Origin of the sequence: Halomicrococcus pelagicus (genome assembly GCF_051917725.1) — an archaeon.
Taxonomy (GTDB): domain Archaea; phylum Halobacteriota; class Halobacteria; order Halobacteriales; family Haladaptataceae; genus Halomicrococcus.
This window is the reverse complement of the sequence record NZ_JBQBLX010000003.1, coordinates 342,199-363,384: the sequence shown is the minus strand read 5'-3', so window position 1 is coordinate 363,384 and position 21,186 is coordinate 342,199. Positions and strand designations below refer to the sequence as shown.

Here is a 21,186-nt window from a genome sequence, read left to right as displayed (position 1 = left end):
GGCCGACGTCAGAGGTCGGAGACGGTCATCACGGCCTCGTCGAGCGGCGGCGCGTCGAACAGTTCGCGGCCCACGTAGGCGTTGGTGCCGGCGACGTAGAGGTCGCGGGCGGCCGAGACGACCTCGTCGGGCAGCGGCGCGGGCCGCTCGTCGCACAGCGACTTCCAGTCGGCGACGTCGCGGCGCTTCGCCTCCGCCTTGGCGTCAGCGACCGCGTCGGCCCAGGCGGGCTGTTCGCGCTTGTGGTACTGCCGGAGGAACTCCTTGCTGACCGGCTGGCCGTGGAACGTGAACCGGTTCTCGTCGAACGTGCCGACCACGTCGGCGACGCGAACCTCGCCCTCGTAGTACAGACACTCTATCTTCCCGTCCTCGTGGGTGAGTTCGGCCTCGGCGGCCCGCTCGGTGACGACGCGGTTCACCTCGCGGGCGACCGATTCGAGTTCGTCGACGTCGGCAGCACCCGCGATGCGGTCGGCCTCCTCGCGGGAGAGGTAGCGGTCGCTCTCCTCGAACTTCGTCGAGAACTCGACGATGGGCTCCTCCAGCTGGACCGCGCCGTCGGGCCACTCCGGGAAGTCCAGTCCGTGGTCCTCGGGGTCGGTGCGTCGCCGCAGGCTGGAGCCGACGGGGACGCTGTTGCGGAAGACGACCTCCAGCGGGACGAGGTAGTTGTCGTCGGCCGCGCCGTGGAACATCTCGTAGTCGTAGTTCCGGCCCTCCCGCGGCAGGTTCGGCACCTGCGTGAGGTCGATGGCCATCTCCGTCGGTGGCGACGTGGCGTCCGAGACCGAGACGACGTTCCCGTCGCTGACGACTCCGCGATAGTGGGTGGGTACGCCCTCCTCCTCCAGGAGTTCGAAGTTGAACGCCCCCATCGTACAGAGGCTCGCACCCTTGTCGGGAATCTCGTCCGGCATCTTCCCCCAGTCGAATACCGAGTAGTCGTCGGTGAAGACGAACGCCCCCTGCCCGAGCGAGTCCGGAGTCGGCTCGCGTTCGACCCGGAACTCCTTGACACTCGTCATGAAGGTGGAGTTGCCGTGACCCGACTAAGTAGTTTCCATCTCCGTGCTGAACCGTCGTCTCGGCACGGGGAGTACTGTGCACGAACGTGGGATGGCCGGCCGGTCGACGGGAGTCCACGCGACTTCGGTGTCGCGACGGCGGCGTCGGGAACGCGGCCCGGTTCGCCCGGCAGTGCGCCGCCGGACGCGTCGACGCCCGGTCGCCGGCTTCATCTCAGCAAAGATTTATATGCATTCGGGAACAAATACCATGCGAACCTCCGTCGAAACGGTGGTTCATGGGTGTGTATCGGGCTAGCATCCCGCACCACTGCTCTCCTGAATCGACGACCGCCGAGCGGCGAGTGCGGCCGGCCCTACTCCGACGCCCGGCGCTCGTCGCGGACGGTCCGGAGCACGTCCTGGCGAGCGATGATGCCGACGAGGCCACCGTTCGACCCGTTCGCGGAGCCACGCTCCGCGCGCTCCACCACCGGCAGACGGTTGATGTCGCGCTCGTCGTCCGCCAGCAGGTCGAGGATGTGGTCGAGGTCGTCGTCCGGCTCGACGGTCACGACGTCTTCGGTCATCACCGTCCGGACGGGCTTGCCGGCGTTCCTCACGAGGTCGATGCCGGTGTCGAGTTCGTCCCACGAGAGGTCGATGGCGTACTCCAGGCTCTCGAGGAACGGCGGGAAGCCGATGGGAATCCACAGCGTCCGGTCGCTGGGCTGGAACAGGTCGACGAGGTCGCTCTGGGTGACGATGCCGACGAGGTCTCCGTCCTCGACGACGGGGAAGCCGTTGAACTCCGCGCGGGCGAGACGCGTCAGCACCGCGCTGATGTCGTCGTCCGGGCTAACTGTCTCCACGTCCGTCGTCATCAGGTCGCGAGCAGTGACTGCCATGTTCGGGGGGAGGCGAGGACGCGTGTAAGCTCTTGTGTCCGTTCCCCGACCCTCCACAAGGTTCATCACTCGACTCCGGTAAAGAGGAAGTATGCCCGGAACGTCCTACGAGGAAGGTCTCCTCGAACTGCAGGAGGACGTGCTCTACATGAGCGAACTCGTCATGGAGCGCGTCCGCAAGGGGTTGAACGCCCTCGAACAGAAAGATACGGAACTGGCCGACGAGCTGATCGACACCGACCACGAGATCAACCAGCTCTACCTCGACATCGAGAGCGACTGCATCGACCTGCTGCGCCTGCACGAACCCATCGCGAGCGACTTCCGGCTCATCGCCGCCTCGTTCAAGATAATCACGGACCTCGAACGCATCGGCGACCTCGCGGTGAACCTCGGCGAGTACACGCTCCAGGCGGAGAAGGACGTGTTCCCCGAGGTCGACGTCCAGGCGCTCGGCGACCTCGCCCTCTCGATGATAGAGGACGCGATGGCCGCGTACGACACCGAGAACGCGGACGACTGCTACGCGGTGGCCGAGCAGGACGACGAACTGGACGCCCTCTGTGAGCGCGCGAGCGAACTCGTCGTCCGCGACCTCATCGAGACGGAACTGGAGGCCAACTCCGACGAGGAGGTAGAGCAACTGCTCCAGGACGTCTCGCGGCTGCTGTTGACGGTCCGGGACCTGGAGCGCGTCGGCGACCACGCGGTCAACATCGCCGCCCGGACGCTGTACATGATAGAGAACGACGACGAACTCATCTACTGAGTCGGCGCGTTTGTGCGGCACCGCTCCGGCGCGTCGATTCGGGAGCCGATTTGAAAGCGCCGTACGTACACCACTATCCCTTTGTAGGGCCAACACGTAATTACCCGTAGCGAACGCAGGATGAGTCCGGCGATATCGGGTGACTCTCTGGTCGAAACCCCCGGTAACAAAGGGCTTATGCCTCGCGAACCACGACCCACGAACATCCCCGCGAGTGTAAAACCATGAACGAAGTGCAACTAGAGGTGGCGAAAGCGTACCCGAACGACTCGGGACGCGGTATCGCCCGTCTCGATCCGGATACGCTCCTGCACCTGAAGTTGAGTCCAGGAGATATCATCGAGATCGAAGGTGCCGACACCACGGCGGCGAAGGTCTGGCGTGCAGACCGTCAGGACTGGAACACCGATACCGTGCGAATAGACGGTTTCACGCGCCAGAACGCCGACGTCGGTATCGGCGAACGCGTCGAAATCCGCAAGGCCGAAGCGGAGAAGGCCGACAAACTTGTGCTCGCGCCCCCGGAGGAGGCGAGCGTCCAGTTCGGTAGCGACGCGGCTGGCATGGTGAAACGCCAGATACTGAAACGGCCGGTCGTCGAGCGCGACATCGTGCCCGTCATGTCGAGTACGAACCATCCGTTCATGCGCTCGCCCGGTCAGGCGATTCCGCTCATCGCGGTGGAGACGGAACCGGAGGGGGTGTGTCTCATCACGGAAGACACCGACGTCGAACTGAGGGAAGAGCCGATATCGGGCTTCGAGAAGACCGGTGGGGGTATCACGTACGAAGACATCGGCGGTCTGCAGAACGAAATCCAGCGGGTCCGGGAGATGGTCGAACTCCCGATGAAGCATCCCCAGATATTCCAGAAACTGGGCATCGAGCCGCCGCAGGGCGTCCTCCTGCACGGCCCGCCCGGCACGGGGAAGACGCTGCTGGCGAAGGCGGTCGCCAACGAGACCTCCGCGAGTTTCTTCTCCATCGCGGGGCCGGAGATAATCTCGAAGTACTACGGCGAGTCCGAACAGCAACTCCGTGAAATCTTCGAGGACGCGGCCGAGGAAGCGCCCTCTATAATCTTCATCGACGAACTCGACTCCATCGCGCCGAAGCGCGAGGACGTGACCGGCGAGGTCGAGCGCCGCGTCGTCGCCCAGTTGCTGACGATGATGGACGGCCTCGAGGCGCGCGGCCAGGTCATCGTCATCGCTGCGACGAACCGCGTCGACTCCGTCGACCCGGCGCTGCGCCGTCCCGGCCGGTTCGACCGCGAGATAGAGATCGGCGTGCCGGACGAGTCGGGGCGCAAGGAGATTCTCCAGATTCACACGCGCGGGATGCCACTCTCGGACGACGTGAACCTCGGCGGTCTCGCCAACGACACGCACGGGTTCGTCGGCGCCGACATCGAGAGCCTCACCAAGGAGGCCGCGATGAAGGCGCTCCGGCGCTACCTGCCCGAGATAGACCTCGACGAGGAGTCGATTCCGCCGTCGCTCATCGACCGGATGATCGTCAAGCGCCAGGACTTCCACGGCGCGCTCAACGAGGTCGAACCCTCCGCGATGCGGGAGGTCCTCGTCGAACTCCCCAAGATTTCCTGGGACGACGTCGGCGGCCTCGAGGAGGCCCAGGAGGAGGTCAAAGAGAGCGTCGAGTGGCCGCTGTCCTCGCCGGAGAAGTTCGAACGCATGGGCATCGACCCGCCGAGCGGCGTCCTGCTGTACGGCCCGCCCGGCACGGGGAAGACCCTGATGGCGAAGGCGGTCGCCAACGAGACGAACGCCAACTTCATCAGCGTCCGCGGACCGCAACTGCTGTCGAAGTGGGTCGGCGAGAGCGAGAAGGCGATTCGCCAGACGTTCCGGAAGGCCCGGCAGGTCAGCCCCACCGTCATCTTCTTCGACGAACTCGACAGCCTCGCCCCAAGTCGGAGCCAGGAGATGGGGAGCAACGTCAGCGAGCGCGTCGTCAACCAGCTCCTGACGGAACTCGACGGACTCGAGGAGGCCGGCGACGTGATGGTCATCGGCGCGACCAACCGCCCGGACATGATAGACCCGGCGCTCATCCGCTCCGGTCGGTTCGACCGTCTCGTGATGATCGGCGAACCGGACACGGATGGCCGCGAGCAGATTCTCAAGATTCACACGGACGACACGCCGCTCGCACCGGACGTGAGCCTGCGCGAACTCGCGGAGATGACCGACGGCTACGTCGGAAGCGACCTCGAATCCATCGGGCGCGAGGCGGCCATCCAGGCGCTGCGCGAGGACGACGACGCCGAGGAGGTCGAGATGCGGCACTTCCGCTCGGCGATGGACAGCGTCCGCGCGACCATCACCGAGGACCTGCTCGACTACTACGAGCAGATGGAACAGGAGTTCAAGGGCGGCTCGTCGGGCCCACAGCGCCGGACCAGCGGTCGCATCGGCTTCCAGTAACCGGAGTCCGTCGTCCCGGCAGCTTCGTTCTTTCTTCCGTCGGTTCGCGACGAGCGGCAGCGTCGGACGCGTCTCTGCGCCCGGTCGAGAGCGCGGTTCCCGCCGCCGGCGATTCCGTAACGGCTACCACGCTCGCGGCCCAGCGACGAGGTATGGACGACGCGCTGGACGGACTCGCCGAACAGGACGGCTGGCAGGTCGAGGGCTTCGCGGCCCGCGTCCACTACCGCGGCGCGGACGACTACTACAGCATCGAGTACTACGACCCCAGCGAGTGCGTGCTCTACTGGAAGGTGAAAGGCGACGGCGAGACGGCCGTTCCCGTGGGACGCGGGACGGTGCCGACGCCCCTGCGCGAACGCGTGCGCCAGGACCTCGCCGACGCCGGCCTCGACCCCGCCATCGAAGACCGGCCGCTGTGACGCCCGGGGCGTCACGTCCTGCCTCGAACATCAGACTTTTGTCACTGGTCGGAGAGCCATCGACTCCCGCTGGCGAAGCGCTCCTGTCGCATCTCCCACTGTTTCGATTCGTAGGAAACTCTTATCAATCGAGCGGCCTCTCTGTCTCCATAATGGACATTCACGATGAAGAAGACGACCCCTTCGAGGAGCAGAAGGAGCAAGCGGAGAATCCGATGCGGCGGCTGTTCCTCGAATACGGGGCCGAGAACAAGCTCGCGTTCGTGACGGGCGTCGTGGCGAGCATCTTCGCTCGGGTGCTCAACCTGCTGCCGCCCATCATCCTCGGCGTCGCCATCGACGCGCTGTTCTCCGAGGACGGGACGATTCCGTACTCGCAGGCGCTCGCCGGACAGGTGCCGTTCATGTCCGAGGGCCTGGCCGCCCGGATCGCTCCGGCGACCGTGGACGCCCAGTTCTGGTTCTCCGTCGTCGTCGTCGGACTCGCGTTCGCGTTCGGCGCGGCGTTCCACTGGGCGCGCAACTGGGGCTGGAACTCCTTCGCCCAGAACATCCAGCACAACGTCCGGACGGACACCTACGACAAGATGCAGAGGCTGAACATGGACTTCTTCGCCGACAAGCAGACCGGCGAGATGATGTCCATCCTCTCCAACGACGTGAACCGCCTCGAACGGTTCCTCAACGACGGGATGAACTCGGCGTTCCGGCTGGGCGTCATGGTGGTCGCCATCGCGGCCATCCTCTTCGGCATCAACTGGCAGCTCGCGCTCGTCGCGATGGTGCCGGTGCCGCTCATCGCTGCCTTCACCTACAAGTTCATCGAGATAATCCAGCCGAAGTACGCCGACGTTCGCTCGGCGGTCGGCAAGGTCAACTCCCGGCTGGAGAACAACCTCGGCGGCATCCAGGTCATCAAGACGAGCAACACCGAGACCTACGAGTCCGACCGCGTCGAGGACGTCTCTAACGACTACTTCGACTCCAACTGGGGCGCCATCGTCACGCGCATCAAGTTCTTCCCGTCGCTCCAGATACTCTCGGGTCTGGGGTTCGCGCTGACGTTCATCGTCGGCGGGCTGTGGGTGCTCAACGATGCGGGTCCGTGGTTCTTCACGGGCGACCTCAGCGCCGGTGAGTTCATCACGTTCATGCTGCTCACCCAGCGGTTCATCTGGCCGATGGCGCAGTTCGGCTCCATCATCAACATGTACCAGCGCGCCTACGCCTCCAGCGCGCGCATCTTCGGACTGATGGACGAGCCGAGCCGCATCAAGGAGGACCCCGACGCGGAGGACCTCGTGGTCGACGACGGCGAGGTCGTCTACGACGACGTCACCTTCGGCTACGACGAGAGCGAGACCATCGTCGAGGACGTCTCCTTCGACGTCGACGGCGGCGACACCCTCGCGCTGGTCGGCCCCACCGGCGCGGGCAAGTCCACCGTCCTCAAGCTCCTGTTGCGGATGTACGACGTCGACGAGGGTGCGATTCGCATCGACGGCACCGACCTCCGGGACGTGAGCCTGCCGAGCCTGCGACAGGCCATCGGCTACGTCAGCCAGGACACGTTCATGTTCTACGGGACGGTGCGGGAGAACATCGCCTACGGCACGTTCGACGTGGACGACGAGGACATCGTCGAGGCGGCGAAGGCCGCGGAGGCCCACGAGTTCATCACCAACCTGCCGGAGGGCTACGACACCGAGGTCGGCGAGCGCGGCGTGAAGCTGTCGGGCGGCCAGCGCCAGCGCATCTCCATCGCGCGAGCCATCCTGAAAGACCCCGACATCCTCGTCCTGGACGAGGCGACCAGCGACGTGGACACGGAGACGGAGATGCTCATCCAGCGCTCGCTGGACAGACTCACCGAGAACCGCACCACGTTCGCCATCGCTCATCGCCTCTCGACCATCAAGGACGCCGACAAGATCGTCGTCCTCGAGGGCGGACGGATAGTGGAGCGCGGCACGCACGCGGACCTGCTCGAAGACGACGGGCTCTACGCTCACCTCTGGGGCGTCCAGGCCGGCGAGATAGACGAACTCCCCGAGGAGTTCATCGAGCGCGCCGCGCGCCGCACCGCCCGGACGGAAGCCGGCGACGACTGACGGCACTACCGTCGACCGCGGTGGTACGGCTGGCCGCTCTTGTTCCGCTGGAGGTCGCGCTGGCGTTCCAGCGCCCGGTCGATGCGGTACTCGTACGACCGCAGTTCCGCCTCGCTGCGTCCCCATCGACGCCGGGACTGCCGGTCGGGTTCGAACGGGCCGCCGTACTTCGGAACCTCCGTCTTCTCCTCGTCTGTTTCCTCCCTCTCGTCCTCGCTCCGTCCGGCCTCCGACTCGTCGGATTCGCGTTCGTCGCGCTCTCCCCGTTCGGGGGCGGACGCCGACTCGCGGCGGCCCGCCCCTGCACGTCGACCTGGCTCCGGTTCGGGTCCGCCGAACTGCCGGTGGGGGACCTGCTGCCAGCCGCGCTGCTGGGGTTCGTCGACCCCGTACCCGCCGCTCCCGCCTCGACCGTCGTAGGCGTTCGTCCGCTGCTGGGGGTACCCCAGTGGCGGTCGATACGTGTCCGGACGGCGTCGTCCCTCTGGGTCCGCCTCGCCTCGCTCGCTGGCCGCGTCGGCGATTCGACGCTGGCGCTCCTCGTCGGTCTCGGTTCGCTCTTCGTCGCCCTCGCTGAACTCGGTCGCGTCGTCTTCGGGTGGCATGGTACAGTACGCTCGTACTCCAAATCCGTCGATAAACGGCACAGTCCGTTCAGACAGTTCGACGCGGTCGTCGCGCGGTTACCGATACGTCGCCGGCGTCGGTACCGACGGTCGCCGGGCGAGACGGGAGCGTAACTTCGAGTTACGGGGGAGGAGAGCGACGCGGCGGTCTCACTCCGTCGGGCGACTGAACCGGGAGTGCTCGCCCGGGTCGGCGTCGAGGAACGAGAGGCCGTAGTCCACCAGCCACCGCAGCGTCGCGTGGACGCCGACGTGGTCGTCGACGCGGTACTCCGCGACGGTCGGCGGTTCGTGACCGACCTTGATGCCCACTCCGGGCGAGTCGGCGTCAGCCAGCACGTCGAAGGCGTCCTCGTCGGTCCGGTCGTCGCCGAGATACAGCGAGAGCCACTCCTCGTCGTCGGGCACGAAGCGATCCGAGAGCCAGTCGGTCGCCCGGCCCTTGTCCCAGTCGACGTCCGGCCGCAGTTCCAGTATCGACTTGCCGGCGGTGACGCGCACGTCGTCGACGTCGGCCGCGGCCTCCCGCACCGCGTCTTTCACGTCCGGGACGGCGTCCTCGCTCGCGCGACGGTAGTGGACGGTGGCGGTCACGCCCTTCTCCTCGACGAACGCGCCGTCGACGTCGGCCAGTTCCGACTCGACCGTCTCGACGACGGCGTCGACGTCCTCGCGTAGCTCCCGGGCGGTCGGGTTGACCTGCTCCTCGCCGTCCGCCCAGAGTTCGAGTCCGTGGTTGCCGGCGTAGGCCACGCCGTCGACGTCGACGCGCTCGCGCAGGTCGGCCAGCTCGCGGCCGCTGACGATGCCGACCTGGACGTTCGGGGCGTCGCGCAGGTCGACGACGGCCTCCCGCGTCTCCTCCGGGAGCGCGGCCGCGTCGGGGTCCTCCACGATGGGCGCGAGCGACCCGTCGAAGTCGAGCAGGACGAGCAGTCCGTCGGCCTCGCACAATCGGTCGACGAGGGCGTAGAGGTGCTCGCCGAGCGGGTTCGGCGCGTCGGTCATCGGCCACGGGGCGGCGTCGCCCGTTGGCGCCCGCGACGAATCGCCCGGACGGTGCGGAACTGCGCGTCGAGCCAGGCGTACACGTCGCTCGCGTGCACCTGCCGCTGCAGTTCGCACATTCGCCTGCCGCGGTCGTCCGACGGGAGCCGGAGCCCGCGCTCGATGGCGTCGGCGAACCCGTGCGTGTCGCGGGGGTGGATGGTCAGTGCCTCCTCGCCCAGTTCCTCGCTGGCGCCGGTGAGTTCGCTCAACACGAGTACGCCGGGGTCTTGGACCTGCGAGGCAATGAACTCTTTCGCCACGAGGTTCATGCCGTCCCGGAGCGCGCTGACGAGACAGAGGTCCGCCTCGCGGTACAGCGCGGCGAGGCCGGTCTGGGGGAGGTGGTCCTCGACGTACACCACCGGCTGCCAGTCGTCCGTGGCGAAGCGGTCGTTGATGCGTTCGACCTCCGACCGCACCCGTTCCTGGAGGCGCTGGTAGGCCGGAATCTCGCCGCGGCTCACGCTCGCCTTCTGGACGTAGGTGAGTTCGCCCCGCCACGCCGGGCGCGTCTCCCAGAGCCGTTCGAGCGCCGCGAGTCGCTCCGGGATGCCTTTCGTGTAGTCGAGGCGTTCGACGCCGAGCGCGACGGCGACGTCGGCGAGGCCGTGGCGGTCGCCGAACTCGCGCCAGAACCTGCTCGCGGCGTCGGAGCGAGCGAGGTCGCGGTGGTGCTCGGCGTCCACGCCGAGCGGGAACGGTCGGACGAACGTCCGGTGGCCGTCGTAGACGACGCTCCGGGTCGCCCGGTCGACGGTCGCTCCCGGCAGCGCCGCCGCGCAGTCGAGGAAGTTCCGGCAGTAGGCGTCGGTGTGGACGCCGACGAGGTCGTTGCCGAGCAGCCCCTCCAGCAGTCGCTCGTACTGCGGGCAGGCGCGGAAGACGTCTCGGGACGGCCACGGGATGTGCCAGAACTGCATGCAGAACGCGTCCGGCCGGTTCGCCTTCACGAACCGCGGAGCGAGCGCGAGGTGGTAGTCCTGGAACCACACCACCGGGTCGTCGCCGGCCTCTCCGCAGACGGCGTCGGCGAACGCACGGTTCGCCTCACGGTACTGCTGCCAGAACTCATCGCGAGCGTTCACCTTCGCGGTGTCGAGGTGACAGACCGGCCACAGCACCTGATTGCTGTAGCCGTAGTAGTAGCCCTCGACGCGCTCGTCGGACAGCGGGACGCGCCGGAGCGTGTAGGCGGGCGACTCGGGCGGCACGCCCACCCGGCCGTCCTCGTCGGTGACCGCGTGGTCCGCGTCGCCGCTTCCCCACGCGATCCAGGTGCCGCCGACGGACTGCATCACCGGGTCGAGCGCCGACGTGAGTCCGCCCGCGGGTCGGCTGACGGTCACCTCGCCGTCCTCGTACTCGTGACTGTACGGTTCCCGATTCGATACGACCACCAGGTCACGGTCGTCGAGCAAGGACGACACCTGTTCGGTCGTCGGTGCGTTCCCTGTCATAGCGGCGGATATACGGGGAGCTCCCCGGATCCGTGTTCACCCCTCATCTGTTACAGGTGATTCCTCGCTGCACCGAATAAGGTAGTCGCTCGTTCATCTCTGTTCGCACGGTCTGAACGGTGGCAAGGGGCGATTACCGAGATATCGGGCTCCGGCTAGCGGTCGAATGCCGTGCTTACCGGTCGAGAAAGGAGGCCTCAGAACGATTCGGCGTCGGGGTCCTCTTCGCCGTCGGAGTGGTGTCCGGCACCGCGGTCGGTGTAGTTCTGGCGACCGACCGCCTCGCTCCCGACCATGTTGAGGATGGACTGCTCGACCTCGTCGGCCGACTCGTAGTCCTCGTTCAGCGGGCCGAGCGCGGATTCGAGCGTCTCCGACCCGCCCCCGTACTCGATCTCGCGGTCGCCGTACTTCGAGACGAGTTCGTCGGCCGACACCGGATAGTCCACGCTCTCCAGTTCGTCGCTCAGCTCTCCGAGCTCAACCCCCATTTCGCGTTCCTGCTCTTCGTCATCTGTCATGGGGGAAACGACGTTCGACTGCGGGTAAATCCTTCTGGCCGAGCAGTTCCCGCGGTGCGATTCGCGGCGACTGGCCCGGTGGACGGGAGACGAAAACCAGTAGTCGCCGGCGCGAGAACGCCCGGCCATGGAGACGCACGGATTGCTCTCGCCGGACGACGAGGCGGCGGCGCGCGAGCGGTACGAACAGGTCGGCCCGGCGGCCCAGACGGTCGTCAAGGAGACGGCGAAGGCGATGCGGTTCGACCGCGCGGAGTACGACGAGCGCGTGACGGGCGACGTGGTCGAGACCGCCCGCGACGCGCTGTTCGCGTCGCTGCTCGAAGTGCGGACGGGAACGAGGGACGAGTTCGAGGACGCCGTGCCCCCGGAGTACGAGGTGAGCGAGGAGGGGAGCCGGAACGTCGAGCACGTCGCGTGGCACGTCGCCCCCGCCGCCGAGACCGTCGTCGCCGCGACCTACCACGACCGCGAGCGCGCCGCCGTGGCGACGCTCCAGCGTCAGGCGTTCGGAAAGGTGTACCGCGACCTGCTCGACTAGTCGTCGCGGGAGAGGTCGGCCTGCACCTCGTTGGAGCACTCGCTGTACTCCTGGTCGGGTGCGCTACACTGCCCGTCGCAGGGGTGGCCGATGCGTTCGCGCAGGCTCGCGGCCACCTCGTCCGAGAGGGCGTGACCGATCTCCTGGGCTTCTCCGGGGTCGTCCAGCGCGAGGTCGTCCGCGAGGAAGTTCTCGGCGACGCAGTGTTTCCACAGTTGCTCCCGGGCGAGACGCTCGCCTTCGTCCGTGAGCGTCGCCCCCTCGTACTTCTCGTAGACCGCGAGCCCCCGTTCCTCAAGCGTCGCCAGCATCTCGGTGACGCTGGCGGCCTGCACGTCCAGCGCGTCGGCCAGTTCGCCGGTCTTCACGGGACGCCCGGTCTCGGCGGAGACGAGGTGGATGTAGCCGAGATATCGTCCGACGCTCGCCGAAACCTCCGTCATAGTTGGAGCCCCCTACGCGCGGGCCGCATAAGTATCTGCTCCCGCCTCTTTACGTCGTCGGGCGTCCTCGCGCGTTCGCTTTGCTCGGTGCTGCAGACGGGGAAGGCGTCTCGCCGTCCGCTCGTCGGCCGGCGCTACTCGAACGTGACGCCGACGTCGTGCATCCCCTCGTTGTTGAGCGCGATGTTGATGAGCAGCGGCGTCACGCTCTCGACCTCGGCGGCGTTGGCCAGCCCGCCCGCGTCGAGCGCGCGCAGCCCCTCGATGCCCTCCGCGAGCATCCGCACCGTCTCCTTCGCGTCCCCGTCGTCGGCGACGAGCAGCGTGTCCTGTTCCAGTTCGAGTTCGAGGTCCGCGAGCCGGTCCGCCGAGAGGTTGTGGAACGCGCCGACGACCGGGACGTCCTCGGGGACGGCGCCGGCCACGAGTTCCGTGACGCTACCGGCGCTCGGCGGTTCGTAGTGGAAGCCGTCCTCGTCGCGGTCCATCCCCACCGCGGGGGTGACCAGCACGTCCACGTCGTCGAGGCGGTCCGCCACGGTCTCGACGGTGTCGCGGGCGTGGTACGGCGGAACCGCGAGGACGACCACGTCGGCGCGGTCGGCCGCCATCTCGTTGGCGAAGCCGTTTATCGAGCGGTCGACGCCCAGGCTCGACAGCTCCGTCTCGTACTCGTTGGCTTTCTCGCGGGCTTTCTCCGGGTCGCGCGAGCCGATGACGACCTCGTGATTGGTGTCGTAGGCCCATCGCAGTGCGAGTCCCTGACCGATGTCGCCGGTACCGCCCAGCAGTGCGATTCGCATACCGGGGAGTCTTCCGGTACGAGGTTAAGTTCTGCGAAACCGGCGTTCTCGCCCACGCTCCGGCGGCTCGCCGCCTCCTCGAACGCGACCGCTACTCCGTCGTGGCGGACCCCGTCGCCGTCCCGGACTCCGTCGCCGTCCCCGATTCGGTCGTCGCTGACCTCGTTTTCGTGCCGGACTCCGCCGTCGTCACGGTCGTCGCGCCGTCGACGCCGCGGTGGACGACGGACACCGACTCCGGAAGTCCGCCGTCGAACGCGAACGTGGCGCGGTACTCGATAGCGCCGACGCACTGGACGCAGGCGGTCGTCCCGGTCGTCTGCTTCACCTCCGTCTCGACCCGGACCGTGAACTCGCCGGTCTTCGGGTCCAGTTCCGTCCCGGCGATCCGGGCGACGTGACAGGGGTCGCCCGCGCGTATCGTTCCGTCGACGACCACGGTGTCCGCCGACCGCCGGAACCGGACCGACGCCCGGCCGTCGGAGTCTCCACAGCCCGCGTCGACCAGTTCGAGCGAGCGGTCCGTCAGTTCGGGGGCGCCCTCGTCCGTCGTTCCCGACGTTCCACCGGCGTCCCCGTCGGTCGTTCCCGACGTCCCCTCGCCGGTCCCGGGGTCGTCGGTCGTATCGGTGCCTCCGTCGGGGTCGCTGCCAGCCGGCGCGCTACGGTAGCGGTCGAGACAGCCCCCGAGCAGACCGACGCTTACCGCCGCACCGGTTCGTTTCAGTACTTCTCGTCGCCGCATACGTGGCGAGACGGCGGGTTTTCCCATAACGCTCGCGGTAGCGAAAGTAGCGATTTGAGTTACCCACACACGGCGCACCCACATCGCAAGCCCTATAACCAGAACCGCCATACGTGGAGATGAGTCCTGATAGGGTAGTGGACTATCCTCTTGGCTTGCGGAGCCAGGGACCGGAGTTCAAATCTCCGTCAGGACGTTTCTGCCGAAACCAGACGACCAGCAGCGTCGCTTCTCTCCCTCGCCTCTCGACCGGCCCGCCGTGACCGGTCGGGGCTCACGTAACGTACGACCCTGACAGATTCGTCGGTAGTATCAGATACCGGACTCTACCTCGGAGGCGTCCTCGCCGTCGACGGCGCACGGAACGCACTCGCATACTTTCCTTCGTCACGCCGTGAAATAGCCTTCGACGGGGCTTCGGCGACGAGCGGAGTCGTCGCCGCCGTCGGTCTGTCACGGTGTGGCAAGCCAAACCTGTCTTCGACCGTAGGGCTTTTACGCACCGCACGAATATTAACTCGTGTATGAGTAAAACCGTCAACTACCGACTGTTCGCACAGGACTTCAAGAAGTGGGCCGCCAAGAAGCTTCGCGCCTGATTCGTTCGTTCTTTCGTCCGTTCGTCAGATAGCCGCAGGCGTCCGCCGGCGGTGGTCGTCGCCGTCGCTCCCCAAGGGGTTTCTCGCCGCGGCGAGTACGACTTCGCATGGAGGCACACCTCCGGGCCGGCATCGCCATCTTCAACGCGGGCGAGTACCACGCCGCCCACGACGCCTGGGAGGACCGCTGGCTCGACCTCGACCGCGGAACCGACGACGAGCGATTTCTCCACGGACTCATCCAGTTCACCGCCGCCGTCCACCACGCCTACGGCGACAACTGGGCTGGCGTCCACGGTCTCGCCGAGAGCGGCGCGGCGTACCTCGCCGACCTGCCGCCGGACCACCGGGACGTGAACGTCGGCACGGTGCGAGCGTACCTCCGCGCCGTCGCCGCCGACCCCGAGCACGTCGAGCGCGTCCGTCCGCCCGCGCTGACCCACGAGGGAGTGACCGTCATGCCCGAGGACCTGGAGTTCCCGGCGGCCGGCGTGGCGGCCGAGGTGCTCGCAGAGGAGTACGCCTACGACGAAACCGTCGTCGAGCGCGCCCGGGAGTTCGGCCGCGCCGACCTGGAGGACGGCCGGGCGACCAGTCCGTTCGTCACGCTCGTCATGGACTTCGCGCGCGACGAGGCCAACCGCGGCATCGTCTTCCAGCGCCTCCGCGACCACGTCGGCAAGCGCGAGCATCGCGAGCGCGACGTCGAGGGTCTGTTCGAGTGACGCCGACCTCCGGCGTTCTTCTCTCCCGTAATTCGAGGAACTGTTGTGGCCGGTACGTGGTACGTATCTCTCGTCGAGCTTCTCCACTCAATTTATGTAACTCGACCAGTTGACTGTCCCCAATGAGCGACCAGGAACAGCCAGACAGTTCACCTGCGGACACCTCAACGACGGAGGCCAGTCGACTCCGGTCGCGCGAGCGCGCCATGCGCCGCGCCTACAAAATCATCGCAGACCCCGACCGGTCGTTCTCCCAGCAGATCGAGGAACTCCTGCAGGTCGTTCGGGAGGCGATCGGAACGGACTACGCGACGGTTTCCCGCGTTCACCAAGACGCCGACCAGTACATCTTCGAGACGGTCGACGTGCCGGACGACGTCGACCTCCAGTCGGGGTTCACCGTGCCGCTTGCGGAATTACCGAACTGCGCACACGTCGTCGAAACCGAACAGACCCTCGTCCTGGAGGACGTCGAGGCGGAGGCCCCGGAGTTAGCGGACCCGACGTGGGGTATCTCCTGTTACCTCGGTGCACCAGTGACCGTGGACGGCGATATCTATGGGACGTTCTGTTTCTACGGTATGGAGCCACGGAGCGAGGAGTTTTCCGACTGGGACGTGACGTTCGTCGAGCTACTCAGCAACTGGGTGAGTTCCGAACTCGATCGCCAGCGTCAGAACGACCGGCTCGAATCGTTCGCCAGCTTGCTCGCCCACGAACTCCGCAATCCCCTCACGATTGGCCAGATGTACTGCAACGAACTGCCGGCGGAGACGGCCCCAGACGCGGTCGACTACATCACGGAATCGTTCGACCGCATCGAAGAGCTAATCGACATCTTGCTCGTCATCGCGCGCAGGACGGACGTGAGCATCGACCGGGAGGCAGTCGAGCTGGCCGACGCCGCCACCGAGGCGTGGGCTACTGTGGCCACCGACGAGGCGGACCTCGTGGTCGAAACCGACCAGGTCATCGAGGCCGACCCGGTCCACGTCCAGCATTTCCTCGACAATCTGTTCTCGAACGCTGTGGAACACGGTAGCTCTGACGTAACCATCCACGTGGGCGACCTTCCCACAGGGTTCTACGTCGCGGACGATGGGTCCGGCATCTCCGAAGAGAAGCGCGGACAGGTGTTCCAGGCGGGCTACACCACCGAGGTGAACGGCACTGGCCTAGGGCTCACGTTCGTGGCCGAACTGGCCAACACCTACGAGTGGGACTGGCGTCTCGTAGAGAGCGACGATGGGGGGGCACGCTTCGAGTTCGAAGGCGTACAGCGCGTGAGCGAGGCGTGACTGTCGAGTAGTGATTGACAGATTCCCACTGACCGAGCACAAGGGGTGAGTACGCAGTCTACTCACGCCCGGCTAAATTACTCTTCGATGTGCGGGGAAAGATGCGAGACGGCTACTCGTCGATGTGCTCGGCGGAGTTGTCCTGGGGGTCGTAGCCCAGCACCTCTCGCGCACGGTCGAGGGAGTAGTACTTGCGGTCGTTGTCCGAGATGCCGTAGACGATCTCGTAGTCGTAGTCGGCCTGCAGACAGCGGTCGAACAGGTGCGCGCAGTCCCGGTAGGAGAGCCACATCGCCTGTCCCCGTTCGTAGTCCTTCGGCGGGTGGCCCTTCGTCAGGTTGCCGATGCGGACCGCGGCGAAGGAGAAGCCGTACTCGTCGTGGTAGTACCGGCCGAGAATCTCGCCGGTCGCCTTGCTCACCCCGTAGAGGTTGCTGGGGCGCGGGAGTTCGCTGCCGTCGAGACGGAACTCGTCGTGAGGGCGGTATAGGTCCGGCGTGCGCTCGTCGGTCTCGTAGGAGCCGACGGCGTGGTTCGAGGAGGCGAAGACGACCTTCTCGACGCCGACGTCGGCGGCGACTTCGAGGAGCGTCCGCGTCCCGTCGATGTTGTTCTGGAGGACGCTGTTCCACGGCGCTTCCGGTCGCGGGTCGCCCGCGAGGTGGACGATGGCGCCGACGTCCTCGGCCGCCTCGCGGACGGCGGCCTCGTCGTTGATGTCGGCGACGTAGAACTCGTGCGGCCGCTCCTCCGCCGGCGGTTCGCGGTCCAGCAGCCGCCAGTCGTACGACTCCGAGAGGTCGGAGAGTATCGCCGATCCGACGCGGCCCTCTGAACCCGTAAGCAGGACGGGGTCGTCCATTCAGGTGAAGGAAGGCAAACGACTGATAAGAAGGACACGGTTTCGGCGGGTCAGGAGAGCTTCGGTTCGAGGACCTTGTCGTACGCGAGGTTCGCGCCCGCGACGAGCGCGACGGTGCCCATGAACGCGAACCACACCGCCATCGTCAGGTCACCGGACGTGGCGTTCAGGAAGCTGTCGTACTCCGCTATCAGTCCGACGCCGGTCAACAGAAGCGACCCGGCGGCGTACAGCAGGACCGTTCCGACTTCGAGCAGCGATTCGTACACGCCTCCCGGTCGGCGCTGCCGACGCAAGTAGCTTTCGTCGGAGGCGACTCGTCCGAACCCTCAACCGTTTCGTCCGTCCGCGCTCTCGAATCGCGCATGGGTCGCTACGGAGACATCGACTATCCGACGTTCACAAAGTACGGGTTCCTGCTCGGCCTGTCGTCGCTCGTAATCGGCGCGCTCGGCGAAATCGTCGGGACGTCCCTCTACGGCACGCTGCCCGGCTGGGAGACGATGCTGTTCACCGACATGGAAGCGGTCGGCATCCTCGCGATGCTCTTCTCGCCGTTCGTGTTCGGCATCCTGCTCCCGTTGACGGAGTGACCGGTTTAGCGGATTCTCACACCCGGCGGGCGAACGCGAGGTCGCCGTTCACGCTCTCGATGTAGGCGGTCACGGTCTCGCCCTCGCGCGCGCCGGAGACGAAGATGGTGTACTTGCCGCGCTCGGCGACGCCGTCGCCCTTCCGGCCCGTGCCGGTGATCTCGACCTCGTAGGTGTCGCCCTCCTCCACCGACTCGCGCTGGCGGTGCTGCTGGGCGTTGCTCCGCTTGGTTACGGGGCGGAACGCACCGCAGGCGTCACAGCGCAGCATCAGGTTGCGGTTCTCGCGCACGAGGCGGGTGTCCGGCAGGCCACACTCCGAGCAGAGGACGAACTCGTCGACGTAGGCGTCGAGCGCCGCGTCGAAGTCCCGCGTCGAGAAGCTCCCGCTGTAGCGTGCGCGGCCCTCGTCGAGCGTCCCGCTGGTCCCCATCTGGCGCTGGAGTGCGCTGTGGATGTGCTCGGGGTCTCGCGAGAGGGAGTCCGCGATGTCGTCCAGGTTGGTCAGTCGCGTGAACGACCCGTCCTTCTGGACGGTCGCGGTCGGGTAGGAGAATCGCTCGTCGTCGGCGTCGAGTTCGGGGACCGCGTCGAGGCCGCGGTCGAGAGCTGTGTCGTAATCCATATCCCTGTAACGGTCCCTGCACTGAAAGGCCTTCCTCTCTCGTACGGCGTTTCGCCACGCTGGCCGGTAGTACGGTCCGTACAGGCCGCATCGCAGCGAGTTCGCCCCGGGGGGTCGGGCGACGTGAGGTTCCAGGGTCCGGTGTCGGGCGACCGGAGAGGCGTCGCATACAAGGCGATGCCGCCACTCCCGACGCGTATGCACCTCTCGGACGCGACGTGGACGGACGCCGACGACGCGGACACCGACCTCGCGCTGCTGCCGGTCGGGAGCACGGAACAGCACGGTCCGCACGCACCGCTCTCGACCGATTCGCTGAACGCCGAGGCGGTGGCGGACGCCGGTGCGGAGCGGTACGACGGCGAGGTGGTCGTCGCGCCGCCCGTGACGGTTACGGTGAGCGAGGAACACCGCCAGTTCGCGGGGACGCTGTGGGTGAGCGAGGACACCTTCCGGCGGTACGTCCGTGAGACGGTGGACAGCCTCGCCCACCACGGCTGGGACCGCGTGGTGCTCGTCAACGGCCACGGCGGTAACGTGGCGGCGCTGCGCGAGGTGGCGGGAACCGTCACGCGCCACGACGACGCCTACGCCGTCCCGTTCACCTGGTTCGAGGCGGTCGGCGACCACAGCAGCGACATGGGTCACGCCGGCCCGCTCGAAACCGCGCTGTTGCGCCACGTCCATCCGGACCTCGTTCGCGAGGACAGGGTCGAGGCGGCCCGCGAGGGCGCGAGCGACGGCTGGGGCGAGTGGGTCTCGTACGCCAACCTGGCCTACGACAGCGCGGAGTTCACGGAGAACGGCGTCGTCGGCGACCCGGCGGCGGGCGACGACGCGCGCGGCGAAGAACTGCTGGAACTGGCCGGCGAGTCGCTGGCGAAGCTACTCGACGCGGTCGAATCGCGGGACGTCGGCCGACCCGACCACCGGTAGCTACTCCTCGTCTTCCTCCGCCTCGGCGGCGTCGGTCGCCGTCTCGCTCTCCTCGTCGTCGCCGGTCTCGTCCGTCCCGTCCGCCGCCTCCTCGGCCTCGGCGTCGAGGTCCTCCAGCGCGCTCTTCAGGCTCGGCACCGTGCTCGCCAGTTCGCCCACCTGCTCGCGGGCGGACTCGACGTCCTCGACGGCCCCGTCGAGCGTCTCGATTTCGGCTTCCAGGTCGTCGGCGTCCTCGAAGGCGTCGGCGCGCTCGCCCATCGCGTACCACTTCTTCGCGTCCCGGAGGTGGTCGGCGGCGTCGCCGGCGTCCAGCGCCGACCGGAGGGCGTTGAGCGTGCCGAGCGTGTTGTCGGCGTTCACCGCCCAGACGGCGTCGGGGTCCGGGAGTTCCTCGCGGGCGGCCGCGAGGTGCCTTTCGACGTCCTCGCGGACCTCGCTGGCCGCTTCGCCGAACAGTTCGTCGTCGAACGTTGATTGACTCATACACGTCACTTGGACGGGAGGTAGTTTAAAGCCAAGCCCGAAACTGAAAGTGTAACTACCCGGGGGCGGGCCGCTACCCGGCGAAAATCCGGGGTCCGGTTTGTACCGGTTACTCCCGCACCGACTCGACCTCCATCAGCGGATAGCCGTCCTCCATCGCCATGCTGGCGACGACCTCGACGCCGTCCTGCTCGACGACGACCTCGACCTCCATGAACCGCCCCGTCAGCTCCGTGTAGCCGTGGTCTATCTCCTCCTCGAGTTTCTCCGTCAGCACGTCGACGGTCACCGACTGACAGAACGGCTGGTTCTCGATGCTCTCCTCCATCGCGCGTGCGAGACTGGCGGCACTGTCGGGGCTGACCGGCGTCCCGGCGAACTGGTGGTACAGCGCGCCGAACTTCACGCCCGCCTCGAAACAGGCCGTCTCGCTCGTCTCCGGGTCGGAGTCGTTCGTGTCGGACGTCACACTGGAGGACTCGCGGCCCTGGACCAAAGTTCGAGCGATAGTTGGCGATATCCCGAGAGATTGCAGGAACGCAAACCACTAAGTATCATGGTAATAGTTATCATCATGCCCCCGACGGGGCAGGTTGCACCCGGACCGCGATCATACCAATTGCGGTTCACCCTTTTCGGGACCGCCGAACGTCCGACGCTTCGACCGCCTCCGAGACGACTGCGGGAGAAGGCTTTTTGTCCGCCTCCGCGCACACCCACCCACATGAGTGAGTCGCCAGTCGATGCGAACACGGTGCTCGTTCCGGTGGACGGGAGCGACGAGTCCGTGACCGCCATCGAGTACGGGGTCGCGATCGCCGACAAGTACGGGGCCGACGTGCACGCGCTGTACGTGCTCGGCGAGGAAGTGACGCGAGCCATCGAGACCGGCGCGGTCGAGGAAGACGACGTGGTCGTCGACACCGAGTCGTTCATCGACACCGCCCGCGGCATCGCCGAGGACTACGACGTCGCGCTCAGCAACTCCATCGCGTACGGCTTCTCCACGCGGCGGAAGACCCAGCATCCCGGCAGCGCCGTCCTCGACTCGGCGGACGAACTGGACGCGGACTTCATCGTCATCCCGCGCGAGCCGCTGACCGGCGAACCCGGCGAAGTGCTGGAGAAAACCGCCGAGTACGTCCTGCTGTACGCGAGCCAGCCGGTGCTGTCGGTGTGACGGGGTCGTCGAGAGAACAGCGCCGGACGAAA

At 66.8% G+C, this 21,186-nt stretch carries 24 protein-coding genes and 1 tRNA gene; 11 read left to right on the top strand and 14 right to left on the bottom strand.

Translation table 11 applies throughout. From position 1 onward, the window contains the following. Positions 1-8: 8 nt before the first annotated feature. Positions 9-1,028: a phosphoribosylaminoimidazolesuccinocarboxamide synthase gene (locus ACTF4R_RS11105; RefSeq protein ID WP_440007889.1), complete on the bottom strand. Its 1,020-nt coding sequence runs from the start codon at positions 1,026-1,028 to the stop codon at positions 9-11. Positions 1,029-1,384: 356 nt separating this feature from the next. Next, positions 1,385-1,915, bottom strand: coding sequence for a CBS domain-containing protein (locus ACTF4R_RS11100; protein ID WP_440007888.1), 531 nt, complete (start codon positions 1,913-1,915; stop codon positions 1,385-1,387). Positions 1,916-2,006: 91 nt separating this feature from the next. On the opposite strand from ACTF4R_RS11100, the gene phoU reads away from it, so the two are divergent. From phoU to ACTF4R_RS11080, 4 genes are all read left to right on the top strand, one after another. Continuing rightward, on the top strand, positions 2,007-2,684 hold the full coding sequence (gene phoU, locus ACTF4R_RS11095) for a phosphate signaling complex protein PhoU (RefSeq protein WP_440007887.1): 678 nt from the start codon (positions 2,007-2,009) through the stop codon (positions 2,682-2,684). Positions 2,685-2,908: 224 nt separating this feature from the next. Further along, positions 2,909-5,131, top strand: a complete 2,223-nt coding sequence (locus ACTF4R_RS11090; protein WP_440007886.1) for a CDC48 family AAA ATPase — start codon at positions 2,909-2,911, stop codon at positions 5,129-5,131. Between the two features lie 152 nt (positions 5,132-5,283). After that, a complete protein-coding gene (locus ACTF4R_RS11085; RefSeq protein ID WP_113276857.1) occupies positions 5,284-5,553 on the top strand; it encodes a DUF7538 family protein in 270 nt (89 codons plus the stop codon). A gap of 152 nt (positions 5,554-5,705) precedes the next feature. Further along, positions 5,706-7,664: an ABC transporter ATP-binding protein gene (locus ACTF4R_RS11080; RefSeq protein WP_440007885.1), complete on the top strand. Its 1,959-nt coding sequence runs from the start codon at positions 5,706-5,708 to the stop codon at positions 7,662-7,664. Positions 7,665-7,669: 5 nt separating this feature from the next. On the opposite strand, the gene ACTF4R_RS11075 is transcribed toward ACTF4R_RS11080, so the two are convergent. The 4 genes from ACTF4R_RS11075 to ACTF4R_RS11060 form a co-directional block, all read right to left on the bottom strand. Further along, on the bottom strand, positions 7,670-8,269 hold the full coding sequence (locus tag ACTF4R_RS11075; protein ID WP_440007884.1) for a hypothetical protein: 600 nt from the start codon (positions 8,267-8,269) through the stop codon (positions 7,670-7,672). Positions 8,270-8,440: 171 nt separating this feature from the next. Then, on the bottom strand, positions 8,441-9,298 hold the full coding sequence (otsB, locus tag ACTF4R_RS11070) for a trehalose-phosphatase (protein ID WP_440007883.1): 858 nt from the start codon (positions 9,296-9,298) through the stop codon (positions 8,441-8,443). Then, positions 9,295-10,797, bottom strand: a complete 1,503-nt coding sequence (locus ACTF4R_RS11065; RefSeq protein WP_440007882.1) for an alpha,alpha-trehalose-phosphate synthase (UDP-forming) — start codon at positions 10,795-10,797, stop codon at positions 9,295-9,297. The genes otsB and ACTF4R_RS11065 overlap by 4 nt, the downstream gene beginning before the upstream one ends. Before the next feature lie 197 nt (positions 10,798-10,994). Continuing rightward, positions 10,995-11,318 carry a DUF5789 family protein gene (locus tag ACTF4R_RS11060; protein WP_440007881.1) on the bottom strand — a complete coding sequence of 108 codons (324 nt, stop codon included), beginning with the start codon at positions 11,316-11,318 and terminating at the stop codon, positions 10,995-10,997. 127 nt (positions 11,319-11,445) lie between these two features. Here ACTF4R_RS11060 and ACTF4R_RS11055 point away from each other — a divergent pair, with 127 nt between their 5' ends. Next, on the top strand, positions 11,446-11,859 hold the full coding sequence (locus ACTF4R_RS11055) for a DUF5809 family protein (RefSeq protein WP_433625469.1): 414 nt from the start codon (positions 11,446-11,448) through the stop codon (positions 11,857-11,859). Here ACTF4R_RS11055 and ACTF4R_RS11050 read toward each other — a convergent pair. The 3 genes from ACTF4R_RS11050 to ACTF4R_RS11040 form a co-directional block, all read right to left on the bottom strand. Continuing rightward, the gene (locus ACTF4R_RS11050; RefSeq protein WP_440007880.1) at positions 11,856-12,302 is read right to left on the bottom strand and encodes a metal-dependent transcriptional regulator; all 447 of its coding nucleotides are present in this window, start codon (positions 12,300-12,302) and stop codon (positions 11,856-11,858) included. The genes ACTF4R_RS11055 and ACTF4R_RS11050 overlap by 4 nt on opposite strands. A gap of 134 nt (positions 12,303-12,436) precedes the next feature. Continuing rightward, the gene (npdG, locus tag ACTF4R_RS11045) at positions 12,437-13,105 is read right to left on the bottom strand and encodes an NADPH-dependent F420 reductase (protein WP_440007879.1); all 669 of its coding nucleotides are present in this window, start codon (positions 13,103-13,105) and stop codon (positions 12,437-12,439) included. Between the two features lie 91 nt (positions 13,106-13,196). Next, the gene (locus tag ACTF4R_RS11040; RefSeq protein ID WP_440007878.1) at positions 13,197-13,850 is read right to left on the bottom strand and encodes a hypothetical protein; all 654 of its coding nucleotides are present in this window, start codon (positions 13,848-13,850) and stop codon (positions 13,197-13,199) included. A gap of 123 nt (positions 13,851-13,973) precedes the next feature. Between ACTF4R_RS11040 and ACTF4R_RS11035 the strand changes: the two genes are divergently transcribed. The 3 genes from ACTF4R_RS11035 to ACTF4R_RS11025 all read left to right on the top strand — a co-directional run bounded on the left by ACTF4R_RS11035 (position 13,974) and on the right by ACTF4R_RS11025 (position 16,472). Beyond that, positions 13,974-14,046 (top strand) — tRNA-Arg (locus ACTF4R_RS11035). Positions 14,047-14,556: 510 nt separating this feature from the next. Continuing rightward, the gene (locus ACTF4R_RS11030) at positions 14,557-15,174 is read left to right on the top strand and encodes a DUF309 domain-containing protein (protein ID WP_440007877.1); all 618 of its coding nucleotides are present in this window, start codon (positions 14,557-14,559) and stop codon (positions 15,172-15,174) included. A 122-nt stretch (positions 15,175-15,296) separates the two neighbouring features. Next, complete coding sequence (locus tag ACTF4R_RS11025) at positions 15,297-16,472, top strand: sensor histidine kinase (protein ID WP_440007876.1); 1,176 nt, start codon at positions 15,297-15,299, stop codon at positions 16,470-16,472. Between the two features lie 112 nt (positions 16,473-16,584). Here the strand turns inward: ACTF4R_RS11025 and azf are convergent, their stop codons facing one another. Both azf and ACTF4R_RS11015 read right to left on the bottom strand, forming a co-directional pair. After that, entirely contained in the window at positions 16,585-17,334 is a 750-nt protein-coding gene (gene azf / locus ACTF4R_RS11020) for an NAD-dependent glucose-6-phosphate dehydrogenase Azf (RefSeq protein WP_113276869.1), read from the bottom strand. Positions 17,335-17,384: 50 nt separating this feature from the next. After that, positions 17,385-17,603, bottom strand: a complete 219-nt coding sequence (locus ACTF4R_RS11015; protein ID WP_433625451.1) for a DUF8151 family protein — start codon at positions 17,601-17,603, stop codon at positions 17,385-17,387. A gap of 96 nt (positions 17,604-17,699) precedes the next feature. Here ACTF4R_RS11015 and ACTF4R_RS11010 point away from each other — a divergent pair, with 96 nt between their 5' ends. After that, on the top strand, positions 17,700-17,927 hold the full coding sequence (locus tag ACTF4R_RS11010; RefSeq protein ID WP_440007875.1) for a DUF7860 family protein: 228 nt from the start codon (positions 17,700-17,702) through the stop codon (positions 17,925-17,927). 16 nt (positions 17,928-17,943) lie between these two features. Here ACTF4R_RS11010 and ACTF4R_RS11005 read toward each other — a convergent pair whose 3' ends face one another. Then, positions 17,944-18,552 carry a translation initiation factor IF-2 subunit beta gene (locus tag ACTF4R_RS11005; protein WP_440007874.1) on the bottom strand — a complete coding sequence of 203 codons (609 nt, stop codon included), beginning with the start codon at positions 18,550-18,552 and terminating at the stop codon, positions 17,944-17,946. 198 nt (positions 18,553-18,750) lie between these two features. Here ACTF4R_RS11005 and ACTF4R_RS11000 point away from each other — a divergent pair, with 198 nt between their 5' ends. After that, positions 18,751-19,488 carry a creatininase family protein gene (locus tag ACTF4R_RS11000; protein ID WP_433625446.1) on the top strand — a complete coding sequence of 246 codons (738 nt, stop codon included), beginning with the start codon at positions 18,751-18,753 and terminating at the stop codon, positions 19,486-19,488. On the opposite strand, the gene ACTF4R_RS10995 is transcribed toward ACTF4R_RS11000, so the two are convergent. Together ACTF4R_RS10995 and ACTF4R_RS10990 are read right to left on the bottom strand one after the other, a co-directional pair. Continuing rightward, positions 19,489-19,974, bottom strand: a complete 486-nt coding sequence (locus tag ACTF4R_RS10995; RefSeq protein ID WP_440007873.1) for a DUF5790 family protein — start codon at positions 19,972-19,974, stop codon at positions 19,489-19,491. 109 nt (positions 19,975-20,083) lie between these two features. Beyond that, positions 20,084-20,443: a dihydroneopterin aldolase family protein gene (locus tag ACTF4R_RS10990; RefSeq protein ID WP_440007872.1), complete on the bottom strand. Its 360-nt coding sequence runs from the start codon at positions 20,441-20,443 to the stop codon at positions 20,084-20,086. A gap of 255 nt (positions 20,444-20,698) precedes the next feature. On the opposite strand from ACTF4R_RS10990, the gene ACTF4R_RS10985 reads away from it, so the two are divergent. Beyond that, complete coding sequence (locus ACTF4R_RS10985) at positions 20,699-21,154, top strand: universal stress protein (protein WP_440007871.1); 456 nt, start codon at positions 20,699-20,701, stop codon at positions 21,152-21,154. Positions 21,155-21,186 lie beyond the last annotated feature (32 nt).

What these genes read in the sequence shown, in the direction of transcription:
- ACTF4R_RS11080 (WP_440007885.1), top strand. Translation starts at nt 5,706, where the DNA reads ATGGACATTCACGATGAAGAAGACGACCCCTTCGAGGAGCAGAAGGAG.
- ACTF4R_RS11005 (WP_440007874.1), bottom strand. Translation starts at nt 18,552, where the DNA reads ATGGATTACGACACAGCTCTCGACCGCGGCCTCGACGCGGTCCCCGAA.
- ACTF4R_RS11000 (WP_433625446.1), top strand. Translation starts at nt 18,751, where the DNA reads ATGCACCTCTCGGACGCGACGTGGACGGACGCCGACGACGCGGACACC.
- ACTF4R_RS11040 (WP_440007878.1), bottom strand. Translation starts at nt 13,850, where the DNA reads ATGCGGCGACGAGAAGTACTGAAACGAACCGGTGCGGCGGTAAGCGTC.
- ACTF4R_RS11100 (WP_440007888.1), bottom strand. Translation starts at nt 1,915, where the DNA reads ATGGCAGTCACTGCTCGCGACCTGATGACGACGGACGTGGAGACAGTT.
- ACTF4R_RS11010 (WP_440007875.1), top strand. Translation starts at nt 17,700, where the DNA reads ATGGGTCGCTACGGAGACATCGACTATCCGACGTTCACAAAGTACGGG.
- ACTF4R_RS11105 (WP_440007889.1), bottom strand. Translation starts at nt 1,028, where the DNA reads ATGACGAGTGTCAAGGAGTTCCGGGTCGAACGCGAGCCGACTCCGGAC.
- ACTF4R_RS11055 (WP_433625469.1), top strand. Translation starts at nt 11,446, where the DNA reads ATGGAGACGCACGGATTGCTCTCGCCGGACGACGAGGCGGCGGCGCGC.
- ACTF4R_RS10985 (WP_440007871.1), top strand. Translation starts at nt 20,699, where the DNA reads ATGAGTGAGTCGCCAGTCGATGCGAACACGGTGCTCGTTCCGGTGGAC.
- ACTF4R_RS11025 (WP_440007876.1), top strand. Translation starts at nt 15,297, where the DNA reads ATGAGCGACCAGGAACAGCCAGACAGTTCACCTGCGGACACCTCAACG.
- ACTF4R_RS11075 (WP_440007884.1), bottom strand. Translation starts at nt 8,269, where the DNA reads ATGCCACCCGAAGACGACGCGACCGAGTTCAGCGAGGGCGACGAAGAG.
- otsB (WP_440007883.1), bottom strand. Translation starts at nt 9,298, where the DNA reads ATGACCGACGCGCCGAACCCGCTCGGCGAGCACCTCTACGCCCTCGTC.
- ACTF4R_RS11085 (WP_113276857.1), top strand. Translation starts at nt 5,284, where the DNA reads ATGGACGACGCGCTGGACGGACTCGCCGAACAGGACGGCTGGCAGGTC.
- ACTF4R_RS10995 (WP_440007873.1), bottom strand. Translation starts at nt 19,974, where the DNA reads ATGAGTCAATCAACGTTCGACGACGAACTGTTCGGCGAAGCGGCCAGC.
- ACTF4R_RS11065 (WP_440007882.1), bottom strand. Translation starts at nt 10,797, where the DNA reads ATGACAGGGAACGCACCGACGACCGAACAGGTGTCGTCCTTGCTCGAC.
- npdG (WP_440007879.1), bottom strand. Translation starts at nt 13,105, where the DNA reads ATGCGAATCGCACTGCTGGGCGGTACCGGCGACATCGGTCAGGGACTC.
- ACTF4R_RS11030 (WP_440007877.1), top strand. Translation starts at nt 14,557, where the DNA reads ATGGAGGCACACCTCCGGGCCGGCATCGCCATCTTCAACGCGGGCGAG.
- ACTF4R_RS11060 (WP_440007881.1), bottom strand. Translation starts at nt 11,318, where the DNA reads ATGACAGATGACGAAGAGCAGGAACGCGAAATGGGGGTTGAGCTCGGA.
- ACTF4R_RS11090 (WP_440007886.1), top strand. Translation starts at nt 2,909, where the DNA reads ATGAACGAAGTGCAACTAGAGGTGGCGAAAGCGTACCCGAACGACTCG.
- azf (WP_113276869.1), bottom strand. Translation starts at nt 17,334, where the DNA reads ATGGACGACCCCGTCCTGCTTACGGGTTCAGAGGGCCGCGTCGGATCG.
- ACTF4R_RS11050 (WP_440007880.1), bottom strand. Translation starts at nt 12,302, where the DNA reads ATGACGGAGGTTTCGGCGAGCGTCGGACGATATCTCGGCTACATCCAC.
- phoU (WP_440007887.1), top strand. Translation starts at nt 2,007, where the DNA reads ATGCCCGGAACGTCCTACGAGGAAGGTCTCCTCGAACTGCAGGAGGAC.